This window comes from Stutzerimonas kunmingensis, assembly GCF_021432085.1.
Classification (GTDB): Bacteria; Pseudomonadota; Gammaproteobacteria; order Pseudomonadales; family Pseudomonadaceae; genus Stutzerimonas.
On record NZ_CP090366.1, the window covers coordinates 2,887,255 to 2,914,222 of the forward strand.

Annotated in this window: 22 protein-coding genes; 9 read left to right on the forward strand and 13 right to left on the reverse strand. The window is 63.9% G+C overall.

Annotated elements, in window-relative coordinates; all coding sequences use genetic code 11:
- Positions 1–63 precede the first annotated feature (63 nt).
- Positions 64–1,737 carry a bifunctional protein-serine/threonine kinase/phosphatase gene (locus LW136_RS13535; RefSeq protein WP_041014334.1) on the forward strand — a complete coding sequence of 558 codons (1,674 nt, stop codon included), beginning with the start codon at positions 64–66 and terminating at the stop codon, positions 1,735–1,737.
- Positions 1,738–1,740: 3 nt separating this feature from the next.
- Here LW136_RS13535 and LW136_RS13540 read toward each other — a convergent pair whose 3' ends face one another.
- Positions 1,741–2,049 (reverse strand): hypothetical protein, encoded by a 309-nt coding sequence (locus tag LW136_RS13540; protein ID WP_041014335.1) that lies wholly within the window; start codon positions 2,047–2,049, stop codon positions 1,741–1,743.
- Between the two features lie 484 nt (positions 2,050–2,533).
- On the opposite strand from LW136_RS13540, the gene nirB reads away from it, so the two are divergent.
- The 4 genes from nirB to cobA are packed head-to-tail and all read left to right on the forward strand — an operon-like array spanning position 2,534 to position 8,850.
- On the forward strand, positions 2,534–4,984 hold the full coding sequence (gene nirB / locus LW136_RS13545; RefSeq protein ID WP_041014336.1) for a nitrite reductase large subunit NirB: 2,451 nt from the start codon (positions 2,534–2,536) through the stop codon (positions 4,982–4,984).
- A 24-nt stretch (positions 4,985–5,008) separates the two neighbouring features.
- Positions 5,009–5,338, forward strand: coding sequence for a nitrite reductase small subunit NirD (gene nirD, locus LW136_RS13550; protein ID WP_014820710.1), 330 nt, complete (start codon positions 5,009–5,011; stop codon positions 5,336–5,338).
- A gap of 43 nt (positions 5,339–5,381) precedes the next feature.
- Positions 5,382–8,087 (forward strand): nitrate reductase, encoded by a 2,706-nt coding sequence (locus LW136_RS13555; protein ID WP_041014337.1) that lies wholly within the window; start codon positions 5,382–5,384, stop codon positions 8,085–8,087.
- 25 nt (positions 8,088–8,112) lie between these two features.
- On the forward strand, positions 8,113–8,850 hold the full coding sequence (gene cobA, locus LW136_RS13560; protein WP_041014338.1) for a uroporphyrinogen-III C-methyltransferase: 738 nt from the start codon (positions 8,113–8,115) through the stop codon (positions 8,848–8,850).
- A gap of 79 nt (positions 8,851–8,929) precedes the next feature.
- On the opposite strand, the gene LW136_RS13565 is transcribed toward cobA, so the two are convergent.
- From LW136_RS13565 to LW136_RS13600, 8 genes are all read right to left on the reverse strand, one after another.
- Entirely contained in the window at positions 8,930–11,284 is a 2,355-nt protein-coding gene (locus tag LW136_RS13565) for an efflux RND transporter permease subunit (RefSeq protein ID WP_014820713.1), read from the reverse strand.
- Between the two features lie 16 nt (positions 11,285–11,300).
- On the reverse strand, positions 11,301–12,299 hold the full coding sequence (locus tag LW136_RS13570) for a WD40/YVTN/BNR-like repeat-containing protein (RefSeq protein ID WP_041014339.1): 999 nt from the start codon (positions 12,297–12,299) through the stop codon (positions 11,301–11,303).
- Positions 12,300–12,709: 410 nt separating this feature from the next.
- Positions 12,710–15,370, reverse strand: coding sequence for an aminopeptidase N (gene pepN, locus LW136_RS13575; protein WP_228208686.1), 2,661 nt, complete (start codon positions 15,368–15,370; stop codon positions 12,710–12,712).
- A gap of 220 nt (positions 15,371–15,590) precedes the next feature.
- On the reverse strand, positions 15,591–16,424 hold the full coding sequence (locus LW136_RS13580) for a DUF2797 domain-containing protein (protein ID WP_234173099.1): 834 nt from the start codon (positions 16,422–16,424) through the stop codon (positions 15,591–15,593).
- Positions 16,424–16,702 (reverse strand): YeaC family protein, encoded by a 279-nt coding sequence (locus LW136_RS13585; protein ID WP_003298300.1) that lies wholly within the window; start codon positions 16,700–16,702, stop codon positions 16,424–16,426. The genes LW136_RS13580 and LW136_RS13585 overlap by 1 nt, the downstream gene beginning before the upstream one ends.
- 61 nt (positions 16,703–16,763) lie before the next feature.
- Positions 16,764–17,633 (reverse strand): rhomboid family intramembrane serine protease, encoded by an 870-nt coding sequence (locus tag LW136_RS13590; RefSeq protein ID WP_125876215.1) that lies wholly within the window; start codon positions 17,631–17,633, stop codon positions 16,764–16,766.
- Complete coding sequence (locus tag LW136_RS13595) at positions 17,630–18,601, reverse strand: metallophosphoesterase (protein WP_046619652.1); 972 nt, start codon at positions 18,599–18,601, stop codon at positions 17,630–17,632. The genes LW136_RS13590 and LW136_RS13595 overlap by 4 nt, the downstream gene beginning before the upstream one ends.
- The gene (locus LW136_RS13600; protein ID WP_003280695.1) at positions 18,601–19,488 is read right to left on the reverse strand and encodes an NAD(+) kinase; all 888 of its coding nucleotides are present in this window, start codon (positions 19,486–19,488) and stop codon (positions 18,601–18,603) included. The genes LW136_RS13595 and LW136_RS13600 overlap by 1 nt, the downstream gene beginning before the upstream one ends.
- A gap of 212 nt (positions 19,489–19,700) precedes the next feature.
- On the opposite strand from LW136_RS13600, the gene LW136_RS13605 reads away from it, so the two are divergent.
- Together LW136_RS13605 and chrA are read left to right on the forward strand one after the other, a co-directional pair.
- Positions 19,701–20,666: a DUF1853 family protein gene (locus tag LW136_RS13605; protein WP_041014343.1), complete on the forward strand. Its 966-nt coding sequence runs from the start codon at positions 19,701–19,703 to the stop codon at positions 20,664–20,666.
- Between the two features lie 63 nt (positions 20,667–20,729).
- Entirely contained in the window at positions 20,730–21,950 is a 1,221-nt protein-coding gene (gene chrA / locus LW136_RS13610; RefSeq protein WP_041014344.1) for a chromate efflux transporter, read from the forward strand.
- A 22-nt stretch (positions 21,951–21,972) separates the two neighbouring features.
- Here the strand turns inward: chrA and LW136_RS13615 are convergent, their stop codons facing one another.
- The gene (locus tag LW136_RS13615; RefSeq protein WP_041014345.1) at positions 21,973–22,725 is read right to left on the reverse strand and encodes a sulfite exporter TauE/SafE family protein; all 753 of its coding nucleotides are present in this window, start codon (positions 22,723–22,725) and stop codon (positions 21,973–21,975) included.
- Positions 22,726–22,834: 109 nt separating this feature from the next.
- Between LW136_RS13615 and LW136_RS13620 the strand changes: the two genes are divergently transcribed.
- On the forward strand, positions 22,835–23,791 hold the full coding sequence (locus LW136_RS13620; protein ID WP_041014346.1) for a LysR family transcriptional regulator: 957 nt from the start codon (positions 22,835–22,837) through the stop codon (positions 23,789–23,791).
- Positions 23,792–23,802: 11 nt separating this feature from the next.
- On the opposite strand, the gene LW136_RS13625 is transcribed toward LW136_RS13620, so the two are convergent.
- Together LW136_RS13625 and speE are read right to left on the reverse strand one after the other, a co-directional pair.
- Entirely contained in the window at positions 23,803–24,144 is a 342-nt protein-coding gene (locus LW136_RS13625) for a ribonuclease E inhibitor RraB (protein ID WP_023445156.1), read from the reverse strand.
- Positions 24,145–24,474: 330 nt separating this feature from the next.
- Positions 24,475–25,335 (reverse strand): polyamine aminopropyltransferase, encoded by an 861-nt coding sequence (gene speE / locus LW136_RS13630; RefSeq protein WP_234173100.1) that lies wholly within the window; start codon positions 25,333–25,335, stop codon positions 24,475–24,477.
- A gap of 188 nt (positions 25,336–25,523) precedes the next feature.
- Here speE and LW136_RS13635 point away from each other — a divergent pair, with 188 nt between their 5' ends.
- Positions 25,524–26,408 (forward strand): DNA-3-methyladenine glycosylase family protein, encoded by an 885-nt coding sequence (locus LW136_RS13635; RefSeq protein WP_041014348.1) that lies wholly within the window; start codon positions 25,524–25,526, stop codon positions 26,406–26,408.
- Here the strand turns inward: LW136_RS13635 and LW136_RS13640 are convergent.
- Positions 26,405–26,965, reverse strand: a complete 561-nt coding sequence (locus LW136_RS13640) for a histidine phosphatase family protein (RefSeq protein ID WP_041014349.1) — start codon at positions 26,963–26,965, stop codon at positions 26,405–26,407. The genes LW136_RS13635 and LW136_RS13640 overlap by 4 nt on opposite strands.
- Between the last annotated feature and the right edge of the window lie 3 nt (positions 26,966–26,968).

The window sequence follows — 26,968 nt, forward strand, 5'->3', positions numbered from 1 at the left end:
CACGCAGATCCTGCAGGGCGCGAATATTGCTCTGCTGCAGTACGCAGTCATTCGAGAACGACCATGCCCCTGCGATTGAGCTATGGCGAGGCCAGCGCTGCCGGACCGCGCCCGGAAAACCAGGATGCGATACGCATCGTCACCCCGGCGCCCGGGCTGGCAACCGGCAAGGGCTATCTGTTCGCGCTGGCCGATGGCGTCAGCCAGTGCGCCGATGGCGGCCTGGCTGCGCGAGCGACCTTGCAGGCGCTGGCTTTCGACTATTACGCGACGCCGGAGACCTGGGCCGTCGCGCAATCACTCGACCGCGTGCTGGTCGCGCACAACCGCTGGCTGCAGGCCAACGGCGGCAACCAGCCGCTGTTGACCACCCTCACCACACTGGTGCTGCGCGGTCGCCGCTTCACCCTGGCGCATGTTGGCGATTGCCGTGCCTACCGCTGGAACGGCTCCCAGCTCGAGCGACTCAGCGAAGACCATGTCTGGGAGCAGTCGGGCATGCAGCATGTGCTCAAGCGTGCGCTGGGACTGGATCAGCACCTGGTGATGGACTACCTCGACGGCGAGCTGCAAGAAGGCGAAAGCTACCTGCTGCTGAGCGACGGCGTCTGGTCCTGCGTCCCCGAACGCGACATCGCGCATATCCTGCACGATCAACCAGACCTAGGCGCAGCGGCACGGGCGCTGGTCAATCTGGCGCACCAGAGCGGCAGTCAGGACAACGCCAGTGCCTTGCTGCTGCGCGTCGAAGCCCTGCCCGAAGCGGTGCTGGCCGACGCCCTCGCCCAGCTCGATCATTGGCCGTTGCCGCCGAAGCTGCGCCCCGGCCAGCTGTTCGAGGGCTGGCAGGTGAATGCACTGCTGCACGAGTCGCGGCAGTCGCTGATCTACCGGGTGCAGGATGCTCAGGGCCAGGCCTGGCTGCTGAAGACGCTGCCACCCAGCCGGCAGGACGAGGCAGACGCAGGGCCGGCGTTGCTGCAGGAAGAATGGTTCATGCGCCGGGTTGCCGGGCGCAACTTCGCCGAACTGCATCTGCTGCCAGAACGCCAACACCTCTATTACGTGCAGCGCGAGTACAGCGGGACGACCCTGGCGCAACGCTTCGAACGAGACGGCCCGCTGCCACTGGCCGATTTGCTGCACGTCGCCTCCCGGCTGATCCGCGCGGTGGGCATGCTGCATCGGCGCAACATCCTGCATCGTGACATCAAGCCGGAAAACCTGCTGCTGGGTGAGGACGGCGAGCTGCGTATCCTGGATTTCGGCCTGGCGTTCTGCCCCGGGCTGACTCGCGACCTGCCCAATCACCTGCCCGGAACCCCGAGTTTCATTGCCCCGGAGGCATTCACAGGGGCCGAACCCAGCGCATCGCAGGATCTCTATGCGACCGGCGTGACACTCTATTACCTGCTGACCGGGCACTACCCCTACGGCGAGATCGAAGCCTTCCAGCATCCACGCTTCGGCAACCCGACACCGGCCAGCCGCTATCGCCCGGACGTGCCGACCTGGCTGGAGGAAAGTCTCGCCCGCGTGCTAGCGGTCGATCCACGACAGCGTTTCGAAACCGCTGAGCAATGGCTGCTTGAGCTGGAACAGGGCGAACAGCGCAGCGCCAGCCTTCGGCCGCGCCCCCTGCTCGAACGTGAGCCGCTCAAGGTATGGCGCGGCATGGCGCTGTTGTCGCTGCTACTCAACCTGCTGCTGGTCGTGCTGCTGATAAAAGGCGCTTGACGCTCAGCGACGGGTAATCAGCCCCTGGCGCGCCACCCGGGTCAGCTCGCGCACGCATTCTTCCAGGCGCTCAGCGGTCGGTGCCTGAATCACGGCCAGATCGAAGCTGTCGGTGGCAAAACGCGCCAGCGACTCTTCGGCCGTGGCGAACTGGATAAGCAGGGCGCGGGATTTGCGATGACGTCGCGGCCAACCTTCGAGGTAGCGCAACAGAGATGGCTGGTGAGTACCGCCGAGGAGGACTTTCGGATTGCTGGGGTGTAGGCCGCTGGTGATCGGGGCCAGGCGCAACTGAGCGTGCTTTGCGTTCATCGATTTCAACTTCCGCCTCGAGGATTCCGCTGGGCAGCGGTGGGAGGCGACACCGGAACCAGCGCTTTAGCGGTATTTCGAAGCCATCGGCTCCAGGCGCCCCGCAAGTAGCTGACTAAATCGGCGCATGGGCGAAACTTTAGAAAGCTGGTTGCAGCATGTCAACGGCCTTTTAAGGATCAACAACAGGCGTAATTCGCACCACCACGGCGCAAGCCGCTGCATATCAGTGCAACGATCGGCCTCGACTGCTCCATAGCAAGCGCTCAAGCCCTTGAAAACCGAGGACATTGCAAGTTGGCACAGCCTCTGCAAAGCAGAACCTCGAAGAATCATTACGACCTGACCCTCAACGTGGAGCGGCAGGTTTCCCGAGAGAGCGGGACACGGACAAAGGCGTCCTCACTGGGTAACCGGTGGGACGCCTTTTTTGTTGTTGAAAAATTTCGAGCAGGCCGGACGGCAGCTGGCACGGAGAACGGGCATGAAGAAACTCAAACTGGTAATGATCGGCAACGGCATGGCCGGCGTGCGGACCCTTGAGGAACTGCTCAAGCTCACCAACGAGCTCTACGACATCACGGTGTTCGGCGCCGAGCCGCATCCCAACTACAACCGCATCCTGCTCTCCCCGGTGCTGGCCGGCGAACAGCAGTTCGAAGAGATCGTGCTCAACGACCTGAACTGGTACGCCGAGAACGATATCCACCTCAAGCTCAACCGCAAGGTGGTGAAGATTGACCGGGTCAAACGCCGGGTGATCGCCGATGACGGCAGCGAGGCGGAATACGACCGCCTGCTCATCGCCACCGGCTCCAACCCGTTCATCCTGCCGATTCCCGGCAAGGACCTGCAGGGCGTGATCGGCTACCGCGACATTGCCGACACCCAGGTGATGATGGAAACCGCCAAGACCCACAAACACGCGGTGGTCATCGGCGGCGGCCTGCTCGGCCTGGAAGCGGCCAACGGCCTCAAGCTGCGGGGCATGGACGTCACCGTGGTGCACATCGGTGACTGGCTGATGGAACGCCAGCTCGACAAGACCGCCGGCACCCTGCTGCAGAGCGCGCTGGAAAGCCGTGGCCTGAAGTTTCTCCTGCCCAAGCACACCGCCGAACTGCTCGACAACGGCGAAGGCCGGGTATGCGCGGTCAAGTTCAAGGACGGCGACGTGATCCCCGCCGACCTGGTGGTGATGGCCGCCGGCATCCGCCCCAACAGCGAACTGGCCGAACAGGCCGGCATCCCGTGCAATCGCGGCATTCTGGTCAACGACACCCTGCAGACCTACGACCCGCGCATCTACGCCGTCGGCGAATGCGCCAACCATCGCGGCACCGCCTATGGCCTGGTCGCACCGCTGTTCGAACAGGCCAAGGTCTGCGCCAACCACCTGGCCATGCTCGGCTTTTCCCGCTATCTCGGCTCGGTGACTTCGACCAAGCTCAAGGTCACCGGCATCGACCTGTTCTCGGCCGGCGATTTCATCGGCGGCGACGGCACCGAGACCATCACCCTCTCCGACCCCATCGGCGGCGTCTACAAGAAGCTGGTGATCAAGGACGACGTGCTGGTCGGCGCCTGCCTGTATGGCGACACCGCCGACGGCGGCTGGTACTTCCGCCAGGTACGCGAAGGCCAGAACGTGGGCCAAATACGCGACCATTTGATGTTCGGCGAGGGCGCCATCGGCGATGCCGGCCACCAGGGCCAGAGCAAGGCCATGTCGATGCCGGACGACATGGAAGTCTGCGGCTGCAACGGTGTGTGCAAGGGCACCATCGTCAAGGCGATCCAGGAGCACGGGCTGTTCTCGGTGGACGAGGTGAAAAAGCACACCAAGGCCGCCAGTTCCTGCGGCTCCTGTGCCGGCCTGGTCGAGCAGATTCTGATCAACACCGTGGGTGGCGCCGCCGACGTCAAGCCGAAGAGCGAGAAGGCCATCTGCGGCTGTAGCGACCTCAACCACGGTCAGGTGCGCAAGGCCATTCGCGAGCACCACCTGACCAGCATTCCGGCGGCCATGGCCTTCATGGAATGGCGCACGCCGAACGGCTGCGCCACCTGCCGCCCGGCGCTGAACTACTACCTGATCTCCACCTGGCCGGGCGAAGCCAAGGACGACCCGCAATCGCGCTTCATCAACGAGCGCGCCCACGCCAACATCCAGAAGGACGGCACCTACTCGGTCATCCCACGCATGTGGGGCGGCGTCACCAATGCCGCCGAACTGCGGCGCATCGCCGACGTGGCGGACAAGTATCAGGTGCCGATGGTCAAGGTCACCGGAGGCCAGCGCATCGACCTGCTGGGTATCAGGAAGGAAGACCTGCCGGGCGTCTGGAAAGACCTGGATATGCCTTCCGGCCACGCCTACGGCAAATCCATCCGCACAGTGAAGACCTGCGTCGGCAGCGAGTTCTGCCGCTTCGGTACGCAGAACTCGACGCAGATGGGCATCGACCTGGAACACGCCCTGTTCAACATGTGGTCGCCGCACAAGGTCAAGCTGGCCGTTTCCGGCTGCCCGCGCAACTGCGCCGAATCCGGCATCAAGGACGTCGGCATCATCGGCGTGGACTCCGGCTGGGAGCTGTACATCGGCGGCAACGGCGGCATCAAGACCGAAGCCGGCGAGTTCTTCGTCAAGGTGAAGACGGCCGAGGAGGTCATGGAATACAGCCTGGCGTTCCTCCAGCTCTACCGCGAGGAAGCCTTCTACCTCGAGCGCACCGTGCACTACATGCAGCGCGTCGGCATGGACCACATCAAGAAGGCCGTGCTGGACGACGCCGAGCGACGCAAGGCGCTGCACCAGCGGTTGCTGTTCTCGCTTTCCTTCGAGCAGGACCCGTGGCAAGAGCAGCTTTCCAAGCCGCAGCTGAAAAAGGAATTCGACCGCATCGCCGTCAAGCAGCTGGAAAACGCCTGAGAACCCGATCTGGAGAAACACCGCATGAACTGGCTCGATATCTGCGCACTGGATGAGATCAACCCGCTCGGCTCGCGCATCATCGCCGGCCCCAAGGGCGATATCGCGATATTCCGTACTTCCGACGATCAGGTCTTCGCCCTCGACGACCGCTGCCCGCACAAGGGCGGCCCGCTGTCGCAGGGGATCGTCTACGGCAAGCAGGTCGCCTGCCCGCTACACAACTGGCAGATCGATCTGCAAAGCGGCGAAGCACTAGCGCCCGACGTCGGCTGCGCCCACCGCCACGAGGCGCGCGTCGAGAATGGTCGCGTGCAGCTTTCGCTTAACCAGCGCAAGGAATGCGCGGCCTGAACACACCGCAGTTGACCAGCACCTTTTCCCAGGAGACGACGCCATGCGTATGACAACCGCCTCGACCTGCTGCTACTGCGGTGTCGGCTGTGGCGTGCTGATCGAGCACGACGGCGAGCGCATCCTCGACGTGGCTGGCGACTCCAGCCATCCGGCCAACTTCGGCAAGCTGTGCAGCAAGGGTTCGACCCTGCACCTGACCGGCGACCTCGACGCCCGCGCCCTCTATCCCGAGCTGCGCCTGGGTAAGGGCCTGGCCCGCGGCCGTACCGACTGGGACAGTGCCCTGGAGCATGCCGCTAACGTGTTCGCCGAGACCATCCGCGAACACGGGTCGGACAGCGTCGCCTTCTATGTCTCCGGCCAGCTGCTGACCGAGGACTACTACGCCTTCAACAAACTGGCCCGCGCCCTGATCGGCACCAACAACCTGGATTCCAATTCGCGGCTGTGCATGTCCTCGGCAGTAGTCGGCTACAAGCGCAGCCTGGGTGCCGATTCTCCGCCCTGCTCCTACGAAGATATCGAGCAGGCCGATTGCCTGCTGATCGTCGGCAGCAACATGGCCTATGCACATCCGGTGCTGTTCCGCCGACTGGAGGAAGCCAAGGCGAAGCGGCCGGAGATGACCATCATCGTCATCGACCCACGCCGTACCGACACCAGCGAGCTCGCCGACCTGCACCTGCCGATCCTGCCCGGCACCGATGTCGCGCTGTTCCACGGCCTGCTGCATATCCTCATGTGGGAAGGCTGGATCGACCGCCGCTTCATCGATGCCCATACCGAAGGCTTCGATGCGCTGAAAAGCCTGGTGCGCGACTACACCCCGGCAATGGTCGCCGACCTCTGCGGCATCTCTGTAGATGATCTGCAAACCTGTGCACGTCTGATTGGAAGCGCTCCAGCTTTTCTCTCCCTGTGGTGCATGGGGCTGAATCAGTCCACCGCCGGCAGCGCCAAGAACAGTGCGCTGATCAACCTGCACCTGGCCACCGGTCAGATTGGCAAGCCAGGCACCGGGCCCTTCTCGTTGACCGGCCAACCGAACGCCATGGGCGGCCGCGAAACCGGCAGCCTGTCCAATCTGCTGCCCGGTCACCGCGAAGCGGCCAACGCCGCACACCGTGCCGAAGTCGCGGACTACTGGGGCGTCGAGCAGCTGCCAAAACAGCCCGGCCTGTCCGCCATCGAGCTGTTCGACGCCGTGCGCGCCGGCAGGATCAAGGCGCTGTGGATCGCCTGCACCAACCCGGCTCAGTCGCTGCCGGACCAGCAGAAAGTCCATGAGGCCCTGGCCGCCTGCCCCTTCGTCGTGGTGCAGGAAGCCTTCTTCACCACCGAAACCTGTCGCCACGCCGACCTTCTGCTGCCGGCCGCGAGCTGGGGCGAGAAGGAAGGCACCGTGACCAACTCCGAGCGTCGCATCAGCCACGTGCGCCGCGCCGTGCCGGCCCCAGGCGAAGCCCGTGCGGACTGGGCGATCACCTGCGATTTCGCCCGACGCCTGGAACGTCACCTGCGCCCCGGCCGCCCGAGCCTGTTCACTTTCGAGAATGCCGAAGCGCTGTTCGAGGAGTACAAGCCGCTCACCGCCGCCCGCGATCTGGACTACAGCGGCCTGAGCTACGCACTGATCGATACCCTCGGTCCGCAGCAATGGCCGTTTCCGCCAGGCAGCGAACAAGGCACCGCGCGGCTTTATGATGACGGTGTGTTTCCCACTGCCAATGGCCGCGCCCGTTTCATCGCCGAGCACTACCAGGCGCCGAAGGAAAAGCGCGAGGCGCGCTATCCGCTCACGCTCAATACCGGCCGGCTACGCGACCAGTGGCACGGCATGAGCCGCACTGGCACCGCGGCGCGGCTGTTCGGCCATGTCGAAGAAGCGTTGCTCGGAATGAACGCTGATGACATGCGCCGCCGGCGTCTGCTGGACGGCCAGCTGGTGAAGGTGAAGAGCCGTCGCGGCAGCCTGATCCTCCCGGTACAGAAGGACGACAGCCTGCGTGCCGGCCAGGCGTTCCTGCCGATGCACTGGGGTGATCGCTTTCTCAAGGGGCTGGGCTGCAACGTGCTGACCCTGGCCAGCGTCGACCCTTTGTCGAAGCAGCCCGAACTCAAGCACGCCGGCATTGAAGTGGAACAAGCCGAATTGCCCTGGCAGTTCTTCGCGCTGGTTGAGGGCGATGTGCAGCGACGCTTCGAGGCGCTGCGGCCATTGTTCGAAACCTTCGACTACGCCAGTTTCAGCCTCGGCGGGCGCGAACGCTCGGCGTTGCTGATCCGCGCCGCCCGGAATGCGGCGCCAACGGCTGCCGAGCTGGACACCATCGACAGCCTGCTCGGCCTCGACGAAGGCCCGGTGCTGGCCTATGACGACCCGCGTCGCGCGGTCGGCAAGCGCGTACGCATCGAGGAAGGCCGTATCGTCGCGTTGCGCCTGGCCGGCGAGACCGCCGCCCGGCAGTGGCTGCGCGGACTCTGGGAAAGCGGCAGCGCCGACGCCGAACTGCGTCGCTGGCTGCTGGCTCCACTCAGCGCGCCACCTGGCGGCGCAACCATCAGCACCGACCGTATTCTGTGCAACTGCATGAACGTCAGCCAGAGCAAGGTCCGTGCAGGCATCGAGCGCGGTCTCGATCTGACCGGCCTCAAGCAGGAACTCGGCTGCGGCACCAGCTGTGGCTCCTGCGTACCCGAAATCAAGCGTCTGCTGGCCAGCCAGCCGGAACGCGCACTTCTCTGATACCAACCAAGACGAGGATTACCCCATGAGCGCAAAAGTCTGGCTGGTAGGCGCCGGCCCTGGCGATCCGGAACTGCTGACCCTCAAGGCCGTGCGCGCGCTGGGCGAGGCACAGGTGGTGATGATCGATGACCTGGTCAACCCCGCCGTGCTCGAACACTGCCCGAACGCTCGCATCATCCCGGTGGGCAAGCGCGGCGGCTGCCGCTCCACACCGCAAGCCTTCATCCACCGTCTGATGCTGCGTTACGCCCGCCAGGGCAAGTGCGTGGTGCGCCTCAAGGGTGGCGATCCGTGCATCTTCGGCCGCGGTGGCGAAGAAGCCGAATGGCTGTCGGCACGCGGCATCGAGGTCGAGCTGGTCAACGGCATCACCGCCGGCCTGGCCGGCGCCACGCAATGCGGTATCTCGCTGACCCAGCGCGGCGTAGCCCGCGGCGTCACCCTGGTCACGGCGCACACGCTCGACGACAGCAGTCCGGAATGGCAGGCGCTGGCGAAAAGCGGCACCACGCTGGTGGTGTACATGGGTGTGAGCAAGCTGGAACAGGTGCAGGCCGGGCTGTTGGAGGGCGGACTTTCCGCCGGTACACCAGTGGCGATGATCGAGAACGCTTCACTGCCGCAGCAACGCGAATGCCGTTCGAGCCTCGCCGGCATGTGCCGCGATGCTTTGGCCTTCAAGCTGAAGAGCCCGGCGATCCTGGTGATCGGCGAAGTGGCCGCACATGCTGCGTTCCAGGCGGTAAGCCAGAGCGCCTGACCGTAGCTGACCGCCGTACCAAAATACCCGTAAAAAAAACCGCGGCCCCAGGGCCGCGGTTTTCGTTACTGCGTGATCATCACGCTTTCTGACGCAGCTTCTCCGGTTTGATCAGGAAGCGAGCCAGGGCCGGCAGCAGCCAGATCGCGCCGACCATGTTCCAGAGGAACATGAAGGTCAGCATCAGACCCATGTCGGCCTGGAACTTGATCGCCGAGAACACCCAGGTCACCACACCAATCGCCAGGCAGACGCCGGTGAAGATCACCGCCTTGCCGGTGGACTTCAGGGTCTGGTAGTAGGCTTCCTGCAGGGTCATGCCCTGGCGCAGGAACGACTCCAGACGGCTGTAGATGTAGATGCCGTAGTCCACACCGATACCCACGCCCAGTGCGATCACCGGCAGCGTCGCTACCTTCACCCCGATGCCCATGAAGGCCATCAGCGCGTTACCGAGGATCGAGGTCAGCACCAGCGGCAGGATCACGCAGAGCGTGGCCGCCAGTGAACGGAAGGTCAGCAGGCACATGATGCTCACAGCCAGGTAGACGGCGATCAGCATGGTGGTTTCCGACGCCGCGATGACCTCATTGGTGGCCGCTTCGATACCGGCATTACCTGCCGCCAGCACGAACTCCAGTCCTTCGCGGTTGTTCTCCTCGGCAAACTCCTTCGCCGCGGCCACCACGTGTTCCAGCGTCTCGGCCTTATGGTCGTTAAGGAACACCAGTACCGGTGCCAGCGAGCAGTCGCTGTTGTACATGCCTTCGGCACGGGCGATGGAGTTGTTCAGCACATGCTGGTTACGCGAAAGCGTTTCCCATTTCAGGCTGCCCTCGTTCATGCCCTTGATGCCCTGGCGCGCCACCGACACCATCGACACCGCCGACTGTACCCCCTCGGTGTTCTGCATCTTCCACATCAACTCGTCCATGGCGGCGAGCGTGTCGTAGTGCGAACAGCCTTCCGGCGCGGTCTTGACCATCACTACCAGCACGTCGGAACTGGTCGAGTAGTTGCGAATGACGAAGTCGTTGTCCAGGTTGTAGCGCGAATCCGGATGCAGCTCCGGCGCGCCCTGATCAAGGTCGCCGATCTTCAGGTTCTGGCCGTACCAGAGGCCACCCGCCAGCGCGACCACGGCGATAGTGATGGAGATCGGTGCCACCTTCGGGCTGGCGAAATTCGACAGCGCGCGCCAGAACGGATGATCGCGCGAGGCTTCTTCGCGGGCCTGCTTGATCGCCCGCTGGCTGATGCCCATGTAGGAAATCGCAACCGGCAGCAGGATCAGGTTGGTCAGGATGATCACCGCCACGCCCAGCGAAGCACCGATGGCCAGCTCGCGGATCACGCCGATATCGATCAGCAGCAGGGTAACGAAACCCACCGCGTCGGACAGCAACGCCACCATCCCCGGGATGAACAGCTGACGGAAAGCCATGCGCGCCGCCGTCACCGGATCCTCGGTATAGCCGGAGGCCATGGCGATGCCGTTGATCTTCTGTACGCCGTGGGAGATACCAATGGCAAACACCAGGAATGGCACCAGCATCGAGTACGGATCGAGCCCGAAGCCCAGGGTGTGCAGCAGGCCAAGCTGCCAGGTCACGGCGATCAGCGTGGTGATCAACACCGCGATGGTGCTCTTCAGGCAACGGGTGAACCACAGCAGCAGGACGAAGGTGATGCCGATGGCGACGATGAAGAACAACGCCACACCGACCAGCCCGTCGATCAGGTCACCGACCTTCTTGGCGAAGCCGATGATGTGAATCTCCACATTCGGGTTCTGCGTCTCGTACTTGTCGCGAATCTTCTCTTCCAGCTCGTGGGAGAACTTCTGGTAGTCCAGCTTGATCTGCTTGCTGCGATCTTCCGGATCCGAGTAGGACTCCATCAGCGGCACGTCGATGATGCTGGACTTGAAGTCATTGGCGACCAGACGCCCGACCTGACCGGACTTGAGAATGTTGCTGCGAAGGTCATCGAGACTTTCCGGCGACCCGTCATAGGTCTGCGGAATGACCTCACCGCCGGCGAAGCCTTGCTCTGTCACCTCGGTCCAGCGAACGCTGGGACTCCAAAGCGACTTCATGTTGGAGCGATCGACACCTTGGATATAGAACACTTCGTCATGAATCTGCCGCAGCGTTTCCATGTAGTCCTTGGCGAAGATGTCACCATCTTTTGCTGCCACGGAGATCCGCACCGTGTTGCCGAGGTTGGCCAGATCATTCTGGTGCTCGAGCATCTTCTGGATATACGGATGCCCCAGCGGAATCATCTTCTCGAAGCTGGTCTGCGGCCGAACCTGGGCCGCCTGATAGAAGAGAAATGCGCTGATCAGCAGGCAGAGTACGACGACTGCCGGCCGGTTGTTGAAGATCAGGCGCTCGAGGAACGACGCCGGCTTCTGGTGGTGCTTGGTCATGCAGACTCTCCCGGCTTTATTGTTGTGTGGCCAGATCCGCGCCCGATGGCGAGGCGATGCGAACACCACCCTGCCCTACCAGGATCAGGTTGCCTTGGGAATCGGAGGTGACACCCGACAGCGAACGGCGGTCGGGGCGATTGAACAGCTTGAAGCTACGGCCCTGATCGTCGCTGGTGAGTACCGCGCCGCCGTGACCGACCACCACGATGCGCCCGTCGCGCAACAGGTTGCCGTCGGCCAGCCCAGACTCCAGCACATTGCCGTTACCGTTGCCGAGCTTGATGCCTTCCCAGTTGTCGCCGAAGTCGACGGAGCGGAACAGGTGGCCGCGCAAGCCGAAGGCAACAACCACTCCTGGCTCCGAACCACCGACCACACCGAAGAACGAGCCCTGATACGGCGACTCGACGCGCTCCCAGGTTTCGCCCAGATCGACAGAACGGAACATGCCGCCCAGTTCGCCCACGACCAAAAGTCCCGAGCCCTGGATATGGGCGATGGCGTTCAGGTGATAGCCGTCCTCGTTGTCGAGGCGCTCACTGATGTCCTCCCAGCTCTGACCGCCATCGATGGTTTCGAGCAGCGCACCGTAGGCGCCCACCGCGATGCCGTGCTGGGTGTCTTCGAACCAGACGTCCAGCAAGGGAGCCTCGCGCTCGCGATCCTCGTACTGCGCCGTCCAGCTCTCACCGCCGTCGGCTGTAGCCAGGATCAACGCGTCATGGCCAACCGCCCAGCCGTGCTTGTCGTCGACGAAGTCGATGGCCGTCAGCAGCTGACGCGTCGGCACCTTGGCCTGCATCCAGCTGGCGCCACCATCGTCGGAATAGAGAATGTGGCCTCGATCGCCCGCCGCAACGAGGCGTTCGCCGGCTTGGGTGATATCGAGCAGAAGATTGGATACCGCCTTGGCCGACTCGATCGAGTAGCGGGCCTGGCCATCGGTAGCGGCCTGGGCGGGTGCCGATGCTGCGAGCAGCAGGAGTGAGAAGGCGCCGCACAGCGAAAGCATGCCGGCAACCGATGAGTGAAGACGCGACGCCCTCGCCTGGCATGGAACCACGGCGCGGCCGGATAGTGTGCGCCGCTGAACGGGCTCACTCATACATACCCCCTTTATTCTTATTAGGTAAGGCCTGTAATGCAGGCTCGGCCATCCTAGCCAGCTTCCACAGACAGGCACAATTGGCCGGACGTTATGAATTGTTAACTCTCACGCAATGATTGACGCGTGATCACTCAGGCTGATTGGGCCAGTGGCCAGCATGGCCGGCCGCCTCGTTCGCACGCGCAGTGACGATCCGACGCGAGGCGCCAGAGGATGGTCACGACACGCAGGATGGTTGTTTGCCGTGGATAGTCCCTGGGAACGGGCTCTCGTAAAAGAAAGGCCGATCGCATTGCACGATCGGCCTTGTCGAGTCAGGCGAGGCTCTTGCTCACCACTTCGTAGACATCGCTGGACAGCTCTCCGGACGCCAGGATGCGCTCCAGCTCGCCCTTCATCAGCGCCTGCCGGGCGCTGTCGTACTTGCGCCAGCGGGTCAGCGGTGCCAGCAGGCGCGAGGCGATCTGCGGGTTCAGCGCGTTGAGGGTGATCACCTGGTCGGCGAGGAAGCGGTAGCCGGCGCCATCGGCGCGGTGGAAGTTGACCAGGTTCTGGTTGGCGAAGGCGCCGATCAACGCACGCACCTTGTTCGGATTCTTCAGGGTGAATGCCGGGTGCTGCATCAGCGTCTGCACCCGTTCCAGCCCGCCGGGCAACGGGTTGCCGGCCTGAACACTGAACCACTGGTCCATTACCAGCGGGTTGTCCTTGAAGTGCTCGGCGAAGGCCTGCAGCGCCTTGTCGCGCTCGGCCTCGAACGGCGAGTTGACCAGCACGGCCAGTGCGGTCAAGCGCTCGGTCATGTTGTCGGCCTGCTCGAACTGTTCCAGACAGGCTTCCACGACTTCGGCTTTTTCGCTCAGCATCAGATACGACAATGCGATGTTCTGCAGGGCGCGACGGGCGAAATGTTCGGCCGAGGCGACATAGGGCGTGCTGCGCGAGGTTTCGCGATTGGCCTGGTAGCGCTGCCACAGCGGCTCGAACAACGCGTCGGCGATGCGCTTGCGGGCGAACTCGCGTGCCGTATGGATGGCATCCACGTCCGCCACTTCGCTGATTTCGGTCAGATAGGCCTCGCCCGGCAACGAAAGCATCTCGGCAACCATGGCTGCATCGAGCGTCTCGTTTTGCAACAGGCTGCGTAGCGCCTCGACCAGGCGCTCATCCATCACCAACGCTTCCCCACGCTGATGCTGACCGATCAGCTCCTGCAGCACCTGCACCGACAGCTGCTGACCCGCTTCCCAGCGATTAAAGCCGTCGGAATCGTGCTGCATCAGAAACATCAGCTGGTCGCGGTCGTACGGGTAATCCAGCTTTACCGGCGCGGAGAAGCCGCGCAGCAGCGATGGCTGCGGACGCTCGGCGACGTCGACGAAGGTGAAGCTCTGTTCGGCTTCGGTCACCGCCAGCACGCGACTGGTGCCCGCAGCTTGCGGCTCGCCTTCCAGGCGCAGCGGCATGTCCGAACCATCGGCGGCGAGCAGGCCCAGCGCCACCGGGATCACGAACGGCTCCTTGGTCGGCTGGCCCGGTGTCGGCGGACAGCTCTGGCGGAAGGTCAGGCGGTAGGTCTTCGCTGCCTCGTCGTATTGCTCGCTGACGGCCAGGCGCGGTGTACCGGACTGGCTGTACCAGCGCTTGAACTGGGTCAGGTCCGCACCGTTGGCGTCCTCCATCGCCTTGACGAAATCGTCGACCGTCACGGCCTGGCCGTCATGCCGCTCGAAATAGAGGTCGCTGCCCTTGCGGAAGCCCTCGTCGCCCAGCAGCGTCTGGATCATGCGCACCACTTCGGCGCCCTTCTCGTAGACGGTCAGGGTGTAGAAGTTGGAAATCTCGATGAAGGATTCCGGGCGCACCGAATGCGCCATCGGGCCGGCGTCCTCGGCGAACTGGTGGGTGCGCAGGTAGGCGACGTCCTCGATGCGCTTGACGGTCGGCGAGTTCATGTCGGCGCTGAACTGCGAATCGCGGAAGACGGTGAAGCCTTCCTTGAGCGACAGCTGGAACCAGTCGCGGCAGGTCACGCGATTGCCCGACCAGTTGTGGAAATATTCGTGGGCGACGATGGCCTCGACGCGCTGGTGCGCGGCATCGGTAGCGGTTTCGGCGCGGGCCAGCACTGCGCTGGAGTTGAAGATGTTGAGGCCCTTGTTCTCCATGGCGCCCATGTTGAAGTCGTTCACCGCGACGATCATGAAGATGTCCAGGTCGTACTCGCGACCGTAGGCCTCTTCATCCCACTTCATCGACTTCTTCAGGCTGTCCATGGCGTGCTGGCACTTGTCGACGTTCTCCGGCTCGACATAGATGCGCAGCGCCACGTCGCGCCCGCTCATGGTGGTGAAGCTGTCTTCGATCGCCCAGAGGTCACCTGCAACCAGGGCGAACAGGTAGGCCGGCTTCTTGAACGGGTCTTCCCAGGTCGCCCAGTGGCGGCCGTCGTCCTCGCTGCCGCTGGCAATCGGGTTACCGTTGGAGAGCAGCACCGGATAGGCCTTTTGTTCGGCGCTCACGGTGGTGGTGAACTTGCTCATCACGTCCGGGCGGTCGAGGTAATAAGTGATCTTGCGGAAGCCCTCGGCCTCGCACTGGGTGCAGAACATGCTGCCGGACTTGTACAGCCCTTCCAGCGCGGTGTTGGTTTCCGGATGGATCACCACCGAAGTGTCGATGACAAAGCTTTCGCTGTCCGGCTGCAGGGTCAGACAGTCTTCGCTGATCTGGTAGTCGCCCAGGCCAAGCTCGCGGTCGTTCAGCGCGATGGCCTGCAGCTCGAGCTCCTGGCCGTGCAGCTCCAGCGGCGGCAGCTTGCCAGCCGGGCGCTCGGGATTGCGGCGCATCACCAACTGGGCGTGCACCAGGGTGCGGTCCTCGTACAGTTCGAAGGTCAGGTGGGTTTCATCGATCAGGTATTCAGGCGCCTGGTAATCCTTCAGATGAATGACTTTCGGTTGTTCGGTACGCATGGAAACCTCGTCGGCTGAGCTTCAAGCGGCTAGCTTCAAGCAGGAATTTGGCGATGGACTGCCAGCCCGGAAACCGGGCTGCGGATGAGTTCGAGCTTAGCGTCTGTCGCGACGGACTTGTAGGGTGGAAACGGAGAAGCCTTTTCCACAGGGTTGTTCCAGGCCGCTCATCCTTGAGCCCGCCGGCCGTAAGCGGTGGATAAGCGAAGCGTTATCCACCCTACGCGGTAGCGCTGGCGGCGACCTGATAAGCGGTGAACTTGCGAATGTTGATCACGCCGGTATCGAGAATCAGGTACTGGCCCTTGATGCCCTTGAGCGTACCTTCGACTACGGGCGTCTTCTCCAGATCGAGACTGACCACCTTGGTCGGATAGGCGTCGACCGGATAGCGAATCTCCAGCACCTCGGCGTCCGCCACCGGCTGGATCGCCTGCAGCCCGTAGCGCTGTTGCAACTCGCGTAACCCATCGGCACAGGCATCGAAGATCTGCTCGCGCATTTCGATCAGGTCGATGGGCTCGGCATCGCCCTTGAGCAGCGCGCGCCAATTGGTGCGATCCGCCACCTGGCTGCGCAGCAGGTCTTCGACCATTCCGGACTGCTGGCGCGTGGCGACGCGCATGATCGGCAGCGCCTGGCTGGCGCCCTGATCGAGCCAGCGCGTCGGCAGCTGCGTGGCACGGGTGATCCCGACCTTGATGCCCGACGAGTTGGCCAGGTAGACCACGTGGTCGGTCATGCAGAAGTCCATGCCCCACTGCGGGTCGCGGCAGGTGCCGAAATCGTGGTGGCACTTTTCCGGGCTCATGATGCAGACATCGCACTGCGGCAGCTTCTTGAAGCAGGGATAGCAATAACCCTGGCTGAAGCTCTTGTTGGTCTTGCGACCGCAATGGGTGCAGTTGATGGCGCCGAGGTATTCCAGACGCAGGGTCTTGCCGATCAGCGGATTGACCGGCACCAGCTCGTCGTTCAGACGGAAGGAATACTGCGCCGGTGCGCCGAGCTGGATCGACATCTTGCTCAGCGCACCGCGTCCCAATTCGAGCATCAGTGGCGGGTTCCCGAAGCGGGAGCGAACAGGCTGGTATCGATGGCCGGCTCAGCCTTCTTGCTCTTGGAAGCACATTCCTGACCGCCCATGAAGCCGGTGCGCTGTTCTTCCGGGAGGTTCTTCATCTCCCAGGCGATCACCGCCTGCATACAGGTTTCCTTCTGCTCGGGGGTCAGCTTGCGGCCGTCAGCCCATTTGCCGAGTTCAAGCGCCTGCTTGAGGTTCAGGTAGATTTCGGGGGTGATGTTTTCGGCGGTTTGGATAAAGGTCGACATGGCCAGCTCCGAGGGAAACGAGCGGCCATTCTACCGGGCAGCCGTGCTTTAGGGAAAAGCCTCAGAGCTGGCGCCGACGGCGCGCCAGGGTGCCGCCAATCACGCCGGTCACGCAGCCGGCGACCAACCCGCCGACATGAGCGGCATTGGCGATGGCCAACGCGCCGAAACTGAGCACCTCAATGACGCCGGTGAGGCAGATCACCAGCCACACCAGCATCAGCACCACCACGCCGGGCGGCAGTCGGTAGGCCTCGTTGGGCGCGAGCTTCTGATATAGCCAGCAGTGCCCGAGCAGCCCGTACAGCACGCCGGAAAGCCCACCAAAAATACCCGGGCCACCGAACAGGTACTGGGCGAAGTTGGACACCAGACCGAACAGCAGCGTCAGCGCCAGCAGCATCCAGGCGCGCTGAAGGGCTTCGATGCGCCGCCCCAGCTCCCAGAACCACATGCTGTTCATCGCCAGATGCAGAATGCCGAAATGCACGAAGATCGGCGTAATCAGCCTCCACCATTGTCCGGCAGCGAGTGTCTGCTCCAGCGAGGCGAAGTAGGCGTATTCACCGTCGACACGGAAGTCGACGAAGTTCAGCCAGCGGATCGTCGCGAAATTCTCACCAAGCATGGTGATAGCCGCGACAACCAGGGTGATGACCAATACAGCCGCGGTCAGCGGGCTGGCGCGCAGGGCGGCGACGAAACCGCCGCGGCGACGCGGCTGTTCGATGACGACGCTGTCATCGCCATGGGGATGCCGTGAGTACAGGTCACGAACCTGCTCGACGACCTCAACCGGCACGCGCAGCACCTGTTGATCGCCCTCCTCCGATACCCGGCACGGCACCCGCAGACGGCGCAGCAGGGCGATGAAGCCGCTGAGGTCTTCCGACAGCGGCAGGCGCAGCGCTTCACTCACCTCGACACTCATGTTCGGAACACCGCGCAGACATCGACCCAGACGAACTTCGCCGGGTCCAGACAGACTTCCTGATCCAGCCGATAGGCCACCAGTTTGCCGTTCTTCACCGCGCTGTAGTCCAGGCAGGCCAGATTGTCGCGCAGCGGCCCCGGCTGGCCGCGACGCCAATAGTGGCCGACGAACAGCAGCGGCTCGTCCGGACCGTAGAGGAACAGGCGATTCTTCTGTTGCGCAGACAGTGGCATGCGCGCCGCATGATCCGGCAGGCCATCGGGCTGGAACACCACGTCACCGTAGGTCTGTGGGTTCTCTTCCCAGAACTTGGTGCGGAAGAAGGTACGCACGAAACCTTCCTCACTGGTCAGCGTCATGCCCTCGGGCAGCGGCATGTCTGTGCCGCGCAGCAGCCGATCCAGCGCCTGGCAGATGAAGGTGCCCGGCAGGCCGGCTTCGCGCAGGATTGCCGGATTGAGGCAGGCGTCGTTGAGAAACGGACGCAGGCGTGCGATCACCCAGCTGTCCCAGCAGGCATGCACCACGCGGAAGCGCTCGGATTCCAAGAACAGTGGCAACTCGTAGAACCATTCGCGGAACGCTCGCCACTCGTCCGGATACCGTTCGAACTGCTCGAACGTCTCCTGCAGCAGGCGGGCGAAGCGCGGCGTGCGGTCACGCACGAACTCCCGGCCGCTGCCCGGCGGTGCCGGCATGTACCAGCCCAGCGCATTGAACTCGTGGTTACCCATGATGCAGTAGGCTTGCCCACGATCGACCATGTCGTAGACCAGATGCAGCGCCTCGCGGATATGCGGGCCGCGGTCGATGATGTCGCCGAGGAAGATCACCTGTCGCCGCGAATGGCGCCAGACCCCGCCCTGCAGGCGGTAGCCCAGCTGATCCAGCAGCCGCGCAAGTGCACGACCGCAGCCATGCACATCACCGATAAGGTCGTAGCCGCGTTCGGGATCAAGCTGCATCAATCGCCCCCGCCGAGGCGACTGCCCCAGCCCAGCTTGGTCCGGCAAACTTCGTAGTAGTTGTGGTCCAGCGGATGGATCAGGTGCAGCTTCTGCGGCTTCTTGCGCACCGTCACGGTATCGCCCGGGGCACAGGTGAAGTGGTTCTGGCCGTCGCAGGACACTTGCGGATAGATCTGCATGTTCGGCGACACCACGATCTTCAGCTCGCTGTTGCCATCGACCACGATCGGACGGCTCGACAGCGTGTGCGGGTACATGGGCACGACGACGATGGCGTCCAATCGCGGATGCATGATCGGCCCGCCCGCCGACAGCGAATAGGCAGTGGAGCCGGTGGGGGTCGCCACGATCAGACCGTCGGCCTTCTGGCTGCAGACGAACTGGCCGTCGATGTACAACTCGAATTCAATCATGCGCGTGGATTTGCCCGGATGCAGCACCACATCATTGAGCGCGTCGCCCTCGCCGATCGGCTCATCGAAGCGTCGCGCCTGGGCCTCCAGCAGAAAGCGATTTTCCAGGGTGTACTGGCCGTTGAGCACTTCGGCGACTTTCTCTTCCAGCTCATCCGGACGGATGTCGGTGAGAAAGCCGAGGCTGCCACGGTTGATGCCGAGTACCGGCACCCGGTGCTTGGCCATCGCCCGGGCGGCGCCCAGCAGGCTGCCGTCGCCGCCGACCACGATCACCAGGTCGCAGGATTCGCCCAGCCGCTGCCGCGACGAGGTCTGCATGCCGTGTCCCGGCAGCACCTCGGCGATGTTCTCTTCAAGAATCACATGCAGATGGCGTTCGACGAGGAATCGCTTCAGCCGGCGGATGGTATCCAGCACCTGGGAGCTACCCAGGCGGCCGATGATGCCGATATTGCGGAATTGCTCCATTGACGTTCCCTGGTGTGGCTGGGCGGATGGTTGCGGGCAGTCGCAGCGCTAGAAAATAACACGCAGCACGCAGGCGACGACGCCGATACGAATCGGCTATTCGCCTGAAATCCAGCACAGGGGTTAGAGCCCCTGCTCGCCGCGGTGTTCAGCGGCAGCGGATTATCAGCGAAACGCCGGACCATCAGCAAACCGACAGCTATGCTGCATTCATGAGCCTGTGCAGTCTTTCCGCCCTCCCCAACCGCCTCCAGCATCCGCAGGTGCGCGATCTCGCCTGGACGATCCTCTCGCCGCCGCTGCTGAACGAGGCACCGCAGTGTCAGCGTCACCCGCTGTCCGCGAGCTGCTGGAACAGCGAGCCGGAGCGACTGGCCAACTGGTTGTGGCAACAGGATGCCGAGCCATCGATTCTCGAAGCCTGGCTGTCGCTGCACCGCATTCGACGACTGGGCCTGTACTACGAGCGACTGTGGCAATACGCGCTGTCCCACGCACCCGATATCCAGCTGCTCGCCGCCAATCTGCCGATCCGGCAGAACGGCAGCACCCTCGGCGAGCTGGACCTGCTGTTCTGCGATGACCAGGGCGTGCACCACCTGGAGCTGGCCGTGAAGTTCTACCTGGGGCTCGGGCAGGGCGATGGCAGCCGGCACGCGCATTGGCTTGGTCCCGGCAGTCACGATCGACTCGATCTGAAACTCGACCATATGTGCCAGCGCCAGCTGCCGCTGTGTACCCAGCCAGCAACGCTGGCGGTGCTCGCCGAACTTACCGGCCGCCCGGTGCAAAGCAGCTTCTGGCTCAGCGGGTACCTGTTCCGCCCCTGGCCGCAGAGCTGCACGTCGCCGCTCGGCGCCAACCCGCACCACCTGCAGGGCAGATGGCTGCGCCAGGCCGACTGGCCGCGCTTCCAGTCCGAGACGCCCGACGCTGTCTGGCAACCCATCGCTCGCTCGGCCTGGCTCGCGCCAGCACGTGTTACGCCGGCCGAGCTGTGGGATGCGACCCGGTTTGCCGACTGGCAAGCCGCCAATCCGGCACAGGCGCGGGCGCAGCTGCTGGCGCGGCTCGAACCGGATGCATCGGGCGTCTGGCTGGAGCAGGAACGGCTGTTTCTGGTTGCCAATGATTGGCCCTGTAACGGCGCCGCAGCGCGTCCGTTGTCATCCACCTGACACCTTGAACAGCTAGACTGCCTGCCCGACTCGACCCTACAGATCGATAGCCGACAGACCCGCATGCCCACCGACTCGCAGCATCATTCGACATCCTCCCGACTCGACGCCTGGACCATTTTTCTGGTGTTCCTGCGCCTGGGCCTCACCTCCTTTGGCGGTCCCATCGCGCATCTCGGCTATTTCCGCGAGGAGTTCGTCCAGCGTCGCCGCTGGCTGGACGAGCGCAGCTATGCCGATCTGGTCGCGCTCTGCCAGTTTCTTCCAGGCCCGGCCAGCAGCCAGGTAGGCCTGGCGATCGGTTTGCTGCGCGGCGGTTACCGTGGCTCGCTGGCGGCCTGGGCAGGCTTCACCCTGCCATCGGCGATCGCGCTGACGCTGTTCGCGCTGGGAATCGCCACATGGGGCGACGCGCTGCCTGCTGGCGTCCTTCAGGGTCTGAAGATCGTCGCTGTGGCCGTAGTTGCCCAGGCCGTCTGGGGCATGGCACGAACGCTGTGCACCGACGCGCCGCGAATCGCCATTGCGCTGGCGGCGGCGAGCACCGTGCTGCTGCTCCCGTTCATCTGGAGTCAGGTTGCGGTCATCGCCACGGCGGGTCTGATCGGGGTGGTTTTCTTTCGCCCTGCCACCACGGAAGCACATGTCGCATTGCCCGTTGCGGTGAAGCGTCGGGCCGCGCTCACAGCACTGGCGCTGTTCTTTGCGCTGCTCATGCTGTTGCCGCTACTCGCCAGCGGCACGGACAACCCGTTGCTGGCGTTGCTCGATGCGTTCTACCGCGCTGGCGCGCTGGTGTTCGGTGGCGGCCACGTGGTGCTGCCGCTGCTGCAGGCCGAAGTGGTGCAGCCAGGCTGGGTAGACCGCGATACGTTCCTCGCTGGCTACGGCGCGGCCCAGGCGGTACCCGGCCCGCTGTTCACCTTTGCCGCGTTTCTCGGCGCCTCGATGAATGAGTCGCCCAGCGGCTTGCTGGGAGCGGCGGTGTGCCTGGTTGCGGTATTCGTGCCGTCGTTTCTGCTGGTCATCGGCGTGCTGCCGTTCTGGGAGCGCCTGCGCAGCAACCGGCGCACGCAGGCAGCCCTGGCGGCGGTCAACGCGGCGGTGGTCGGGTTGCTGCTGGCTGCGCTGTACGATCCGGTATGGACCAGCGGCATCAAGACGCCAGAGCATTTCGTCCTTGCCCTGCTCGCCCTCGCCGCACTGATGTACTGGAAACTGCCGCCCTGGCTGGTGGTGATCGGTGGCGCTGTGGGTGGTGGCCTGATCGGCCTAACGAGCTAAACGACTGGCGAAATCGCGCCGATCAGCTTTCCATCGCCAGCAACACGGCGCTTGCCACCAGAAAAACGCTGAACAGCAGTCGCAGCAGACGTTCCGGCAAGGCATGCGCCAACCGCACGCCCAAGCTGATGCTGAGCAGCCCGCCTACCGCCAGCGGCAGGCCCAGCGACCAGTTGACCTGATGATGCAGCGCATAGGTCACCAGAGTGACGCCGGTGCTCGGCGCGGCTAGTGCCAGCGACAGGCCCTGAGCGACCACCTGCGAGGTGCCGAATACGCTGGTCAGGATCGGCGTGGCGATAACCGCTCCACCGACACCGAACAGACCTCCCATTGCGCCGGCACCCGCACCGAGCAGGCCCAGCCATGGCCAGGGATGACGCAGCTGTCCGTCGCCGGCGGCCGGGCGCAGAAACACCCGTAGCAATGTGTAGGCAGCCAGGGCCAGCAGGAAGCCGACGAACGCCATGCGCATGCGCCCGGCATCCAGCGACACGGCAACGGCCGCACCGGCAATGGCGAACACGAAACTGGCACTGCCCAGCGCGAGGGCATGCCGCCAATCGATGCGATTGCGCTGGTGATAGCGCCAGATGGCAAGCAGCACGTTGGGCACGACCATCACCAGCGCGGTGCCTTGCGCCAGTTGCTGGTCCAGGCCGAACAGCACGCCCAGCACGGGAATCGCAATCAGCCCGCCGCCGATACCGAACAAGCCGCCCAGCGTGCCTAGCGCCAATCCGAGCAGTACGTTCAATCCGATATCCAGCAGCATTCCGACGCTCCAGTTCACAGGGGCGCTCATCGTACGCCGCCGCCGCTGGCGCCGGTACGCATAGCCACGCACAATGGCTTTGCGCAGATCGCACAAGCAAGGAATTCGAATGCTGCCCGACGCCCTTTCCGCCCAGCTCAGCCTGTTCATCGATGTGCTCGAAGCTGGCAGCTTCTCTGCCGCCGCGCGCCGCCACGGCCTGACACCTTCGGCGGTGGCGCGGCGCATCGATGCACTGGAACAGGCCCTGGGCTGCCAGCTGTTCAACCGCAGCACCCACGCGGTTCGCCCGATGCCCGCCGCATTGGCATTCGCCGAGCGCGCCCGGCGCATCGTGCAGGAACTGCACCTGGCGCGCGCCGAAGCGACGTCGCTGGACAGCGCACCGGAAGGCCGCATCCGGATCGACGCACCGGCCCCCTTCGGTCGCCGTCACCTGGCGCCGGCCCTGGCCGAATTTCTCCAGGCCTATCCGGGAGTCGATATCCAGCTGCGTCTGATCGACAGCTTCGTCGACCTGCACGGCGAGCACCTGGGTGAGGTCGATCTGGTGTTGCGCATCGGCCCGCTGGCCGACACCCGTCTGGTCGCCACACCGCTGGCGCCGATGGTGCGAGTAGTCTGCGCCAGCCCCGCCTATCTGGAACGCCGCGGCGTGCCACTACAACCGGAGGAATTGCCCGACCATGATGGGTTGGACTGGGATGCGCTGGCGCCGCCCCATGCGTGGCGCTTCGAGCGCGGCGGGCGACCGCAACTGCTGCGCCCGGGTCGCCTGCGCATGGTGGCGAACAATGCCGAAGCGCTGCTGGCAGGGGCATTGGCGGGACTTGGCATCGCCCACCTGCCAACCTGGCTGATCAGCGACCAGCTGCTGCGTGGCGAACTGCTGCCGCTGTTCTGCGAAGGGGGATTGCCGCAACCGGAAGCCAGCGGCATCTACGCGCTGCGATTGCGACGCGAGGCCGACTCGCGGAGCCGTCTGTTGCTGGAGTTTCTGAAAAACCGCTTCGGCCCGGTCCCTCCCTGGGACCAGGCACTTCAGAGCGGCTTCAAGAGGGAGTGAGGATAGAACGGTCAGGCACCCTGACCTTCGATCTCCTGGGTGACGCCCCAGCCATCAAGCACCCCACCGAGGGGTTCGACCAGGTATTCAAGATCCTGCTCGAAATCGCCGATGCCATCGAACGTCGCATACATCACCTTGCTTACCTGCAGATTCCAGCTTCCGTCCTCACGCGGAAACACCTGGGTATTGATGGTTTCGCCGCGAAAGTTCTGCGCGGCCCTCTGAGCGCGGTCCTGTTCGGAAAATACCGCATAGAACTCGATTGGATGGACTCGGGCGAAATCGAAACCGCCCTCCTTCATCCGGCGCAGAACGGTGCTGCTGACATCCTCGTGGAAGGTGGTGCTCATAAATCAACCTCCTCTCATACCTGGATGAAGTTGCCACGAGCTCAGCGGGAGATCGGCTCCGTCGTCAAGACATCGGGCAAACGGGAGTCGCAACAGCTAGTCGAAGTGACGCGGTGGACGCAGTCCACGCTGACAAGCTAGCAGGCCGCGGAGCCAACTGCGAGGGCTTAATTAACCCCCGACCCAAGCGCGCGGCCTCGCTCCAGTAGAACCCGGAAAAGTCCCGGCAGTTCAACCCGGACGCTGGATGCAAAAACGGCCCGCACCGTTGCCGGGTGGGCCGTGGATCAAGCACAGCGCGTGTTGCTGCGCCGCTATCACGATCCGGAATCAGTCGTTGCTAGGCTTGGCGATCGCATGCAACACGTATTGCGGCAGTGCAAAAGCGCCAATGTGCACATGCGGGTTGTAATACCGCGTAACGATGCCGCTGCCGGCGAAGCGCTGCATCAGAGCTTCCAGCGGCAGCTTGCGGCTCTCGGCACTGCACGCGCCCCAGGCAAAGGACATGGCACCGCCGATGTAGGTCGGCACGGCCGCCTGGTAGAAATGCCAGTCGGCGAACAGGCCCTGCATGCGTTTGGCAGTGGTCTGCAGTTCGCCCAGTTGCATGAACGGCGTACCGTTCTGCGCAACGAGAATGCCGCCTTCGTTCAGGCAGCGGCGACAGGCCTGGTAGAAGTTCTCCGAGAACAACACTTCACCCGGGCCGATGGGATCGGTGGAGTCTGAAATGATGACGTCGAACTTCTCTTCGGTGGTCGCCACGAAGTGCATGCCGTCATCAATCACCAGATTCAGCCGCGGGTCCTCGAAGGTGCCGGCGGAATGATTCGGCAGGAACTCCCTGCACATCTCCACTACGGCGCCGTCGATCTCGACCATGGTGATGCTTTCGATATCGCGATGACGTGCCACTTCACGGAGGATGCCACCGTCGCCGCCACCGATGATCAGCACCCGGCGCGCCAGGTCATGGGCCAGGATCGGCACGTGGGCGAGCATCTCGTGGTAGATGAATTCGTCGGCTTCGCTGGTCTGGATCACGCCGTCCAGGGCCATCACCCGGCCCATGCGCGGGTTCTCGAAGATCACCAGATGCTGATGCTCGGTGCGCATCTCGTGCAGCAGCTTGTCGACCTGGAGCCGCTGCCCGTATCCCTCGTAGAGAGTTTCCTGAAAGTCGCTCATGGGTTATCTCCCTTGACCGGCGACGAAGCAGCGCTCCGCCGCATGATGGCAATCTGGCTTGACGGGCGATGCAGCCTGCCCACCGAAAAGAGGCGCATTCTACGTTGGCCAAGATGACAGCGGAAACCGCAGGCAGCAAAAGCACACTTCGGGACGACAAGGCCATCGGGAGATCCTAGAGTCTGGTCATGAACGAAATCATCCAATTGCCCTACCTCGAACCCTGGGACTGGCAGCAGTTCCACCGCCATTTCGCCCTGCGCCTGCTACCCGGCGTGGAGTGGCTGGACGTTGACGGCTACGCGCGTACGCTGCGACTCGGCGAAGCCTGCGGTTGGCTCCACGTGCGCGCGCAGGCCGACCGCCCGGCGCTCGAACTGACTCTCAGCAACTCCCTGCAACAGGCTACCCAGCCACTCGTCGGGCAGGTTCGCAGGATGTTCGATCTGGATGCCGACCCGCAGGCCATCGCCACACATTTCGCTAGCGATCCCGCGCTCGGCCCGTTGATCGCCGCGAACCCCGGCCTGCGCCTGCCAGCCGCCTATGACCCGTTCGAACAGGCGGTGCGGGCGGTGGTCGGCCAGCAGGTCACGGTCAAGGCGGCGGTGACCATTACGCGACGTCTGCTGGAACGCCTCGGCGAGCCGCTGCAGGACGCGCTACCGGGGCTGGAGATGCTCTTCCCTACCGCACAAGCGATAGCCGATGACCCGCTGGACAATATCGGCATGCCATCCAAGCGAGCCCAGGCGCTACGCCGGCTCGCTGCCACGGTGGCCGAAGGGGCGCTGCAGCTGCATGTGGAAGATGGCGCCGATGCGCTGGTGCAACGACTCTGCGAATTGCCGGGAATCGGTCCCTGGACCGCCGAATACATCGCGCTGCGCGGCTTCGGCGTCGCGGACGCCTTTCCCGCAGCCGATCTCGGATTGCTGAAAGCGCCAATGTGGGGCGCGGATGGCATCAGCGCCAAGGCGCTGGCCGGACGCGCCGAAGCCTGGCGTCCGTGGCGCGCCTATGCGGCTATCCATATCTGGGACAACTATTCCAAAGCGGCCAAAGGCGGCTAAGGCGGCGCGATACGCGCCAGCAGTCTGGGCGGACTGGTCAGCGGGCGCTCCAGGATCAATCCCTCGCCCGACTGCGGGAAGATACCCGTCAGTGCAGTGATGTTGACCTGGTGAGTGACTAGCACCGCTACCTCGCCGGCCGGAAGCTGCTCGACGGCCTCGCGCAAGGCTTCGGTACGCCAGTGCTCGTTTGCGGGCGACGTGAAAAACGAATCCAGCGCAGGCAGTGGTTCCACCCGGCCGAGCGCCATCTGCTCCGCGGTCTCCAGCGCACGGCACCAGCGACTGCTGAACAAGCGCACCTCATGCAGACCCGCTTCGCGCAGCCGCGCGCCCCAGCGCCGGGCCTCATCCCGGCCGCGCTGAGTCAGATTTCGCTGGGTTTTGCAGTCTTCGAGAACGAAGCCTTCGGGATCGCCGAGACCTGGCGCGCTGGCGTGACGCATGACAAGAATCGCCCGCCCCTCGCGCAATGCCTGCCAGGCCGCCGCGTCGTCAGCCCGAAGCGGCTCGGCAGCAAGTGCCAGCAGACCGATCAGCAGACCGCTGCGCCACATGTG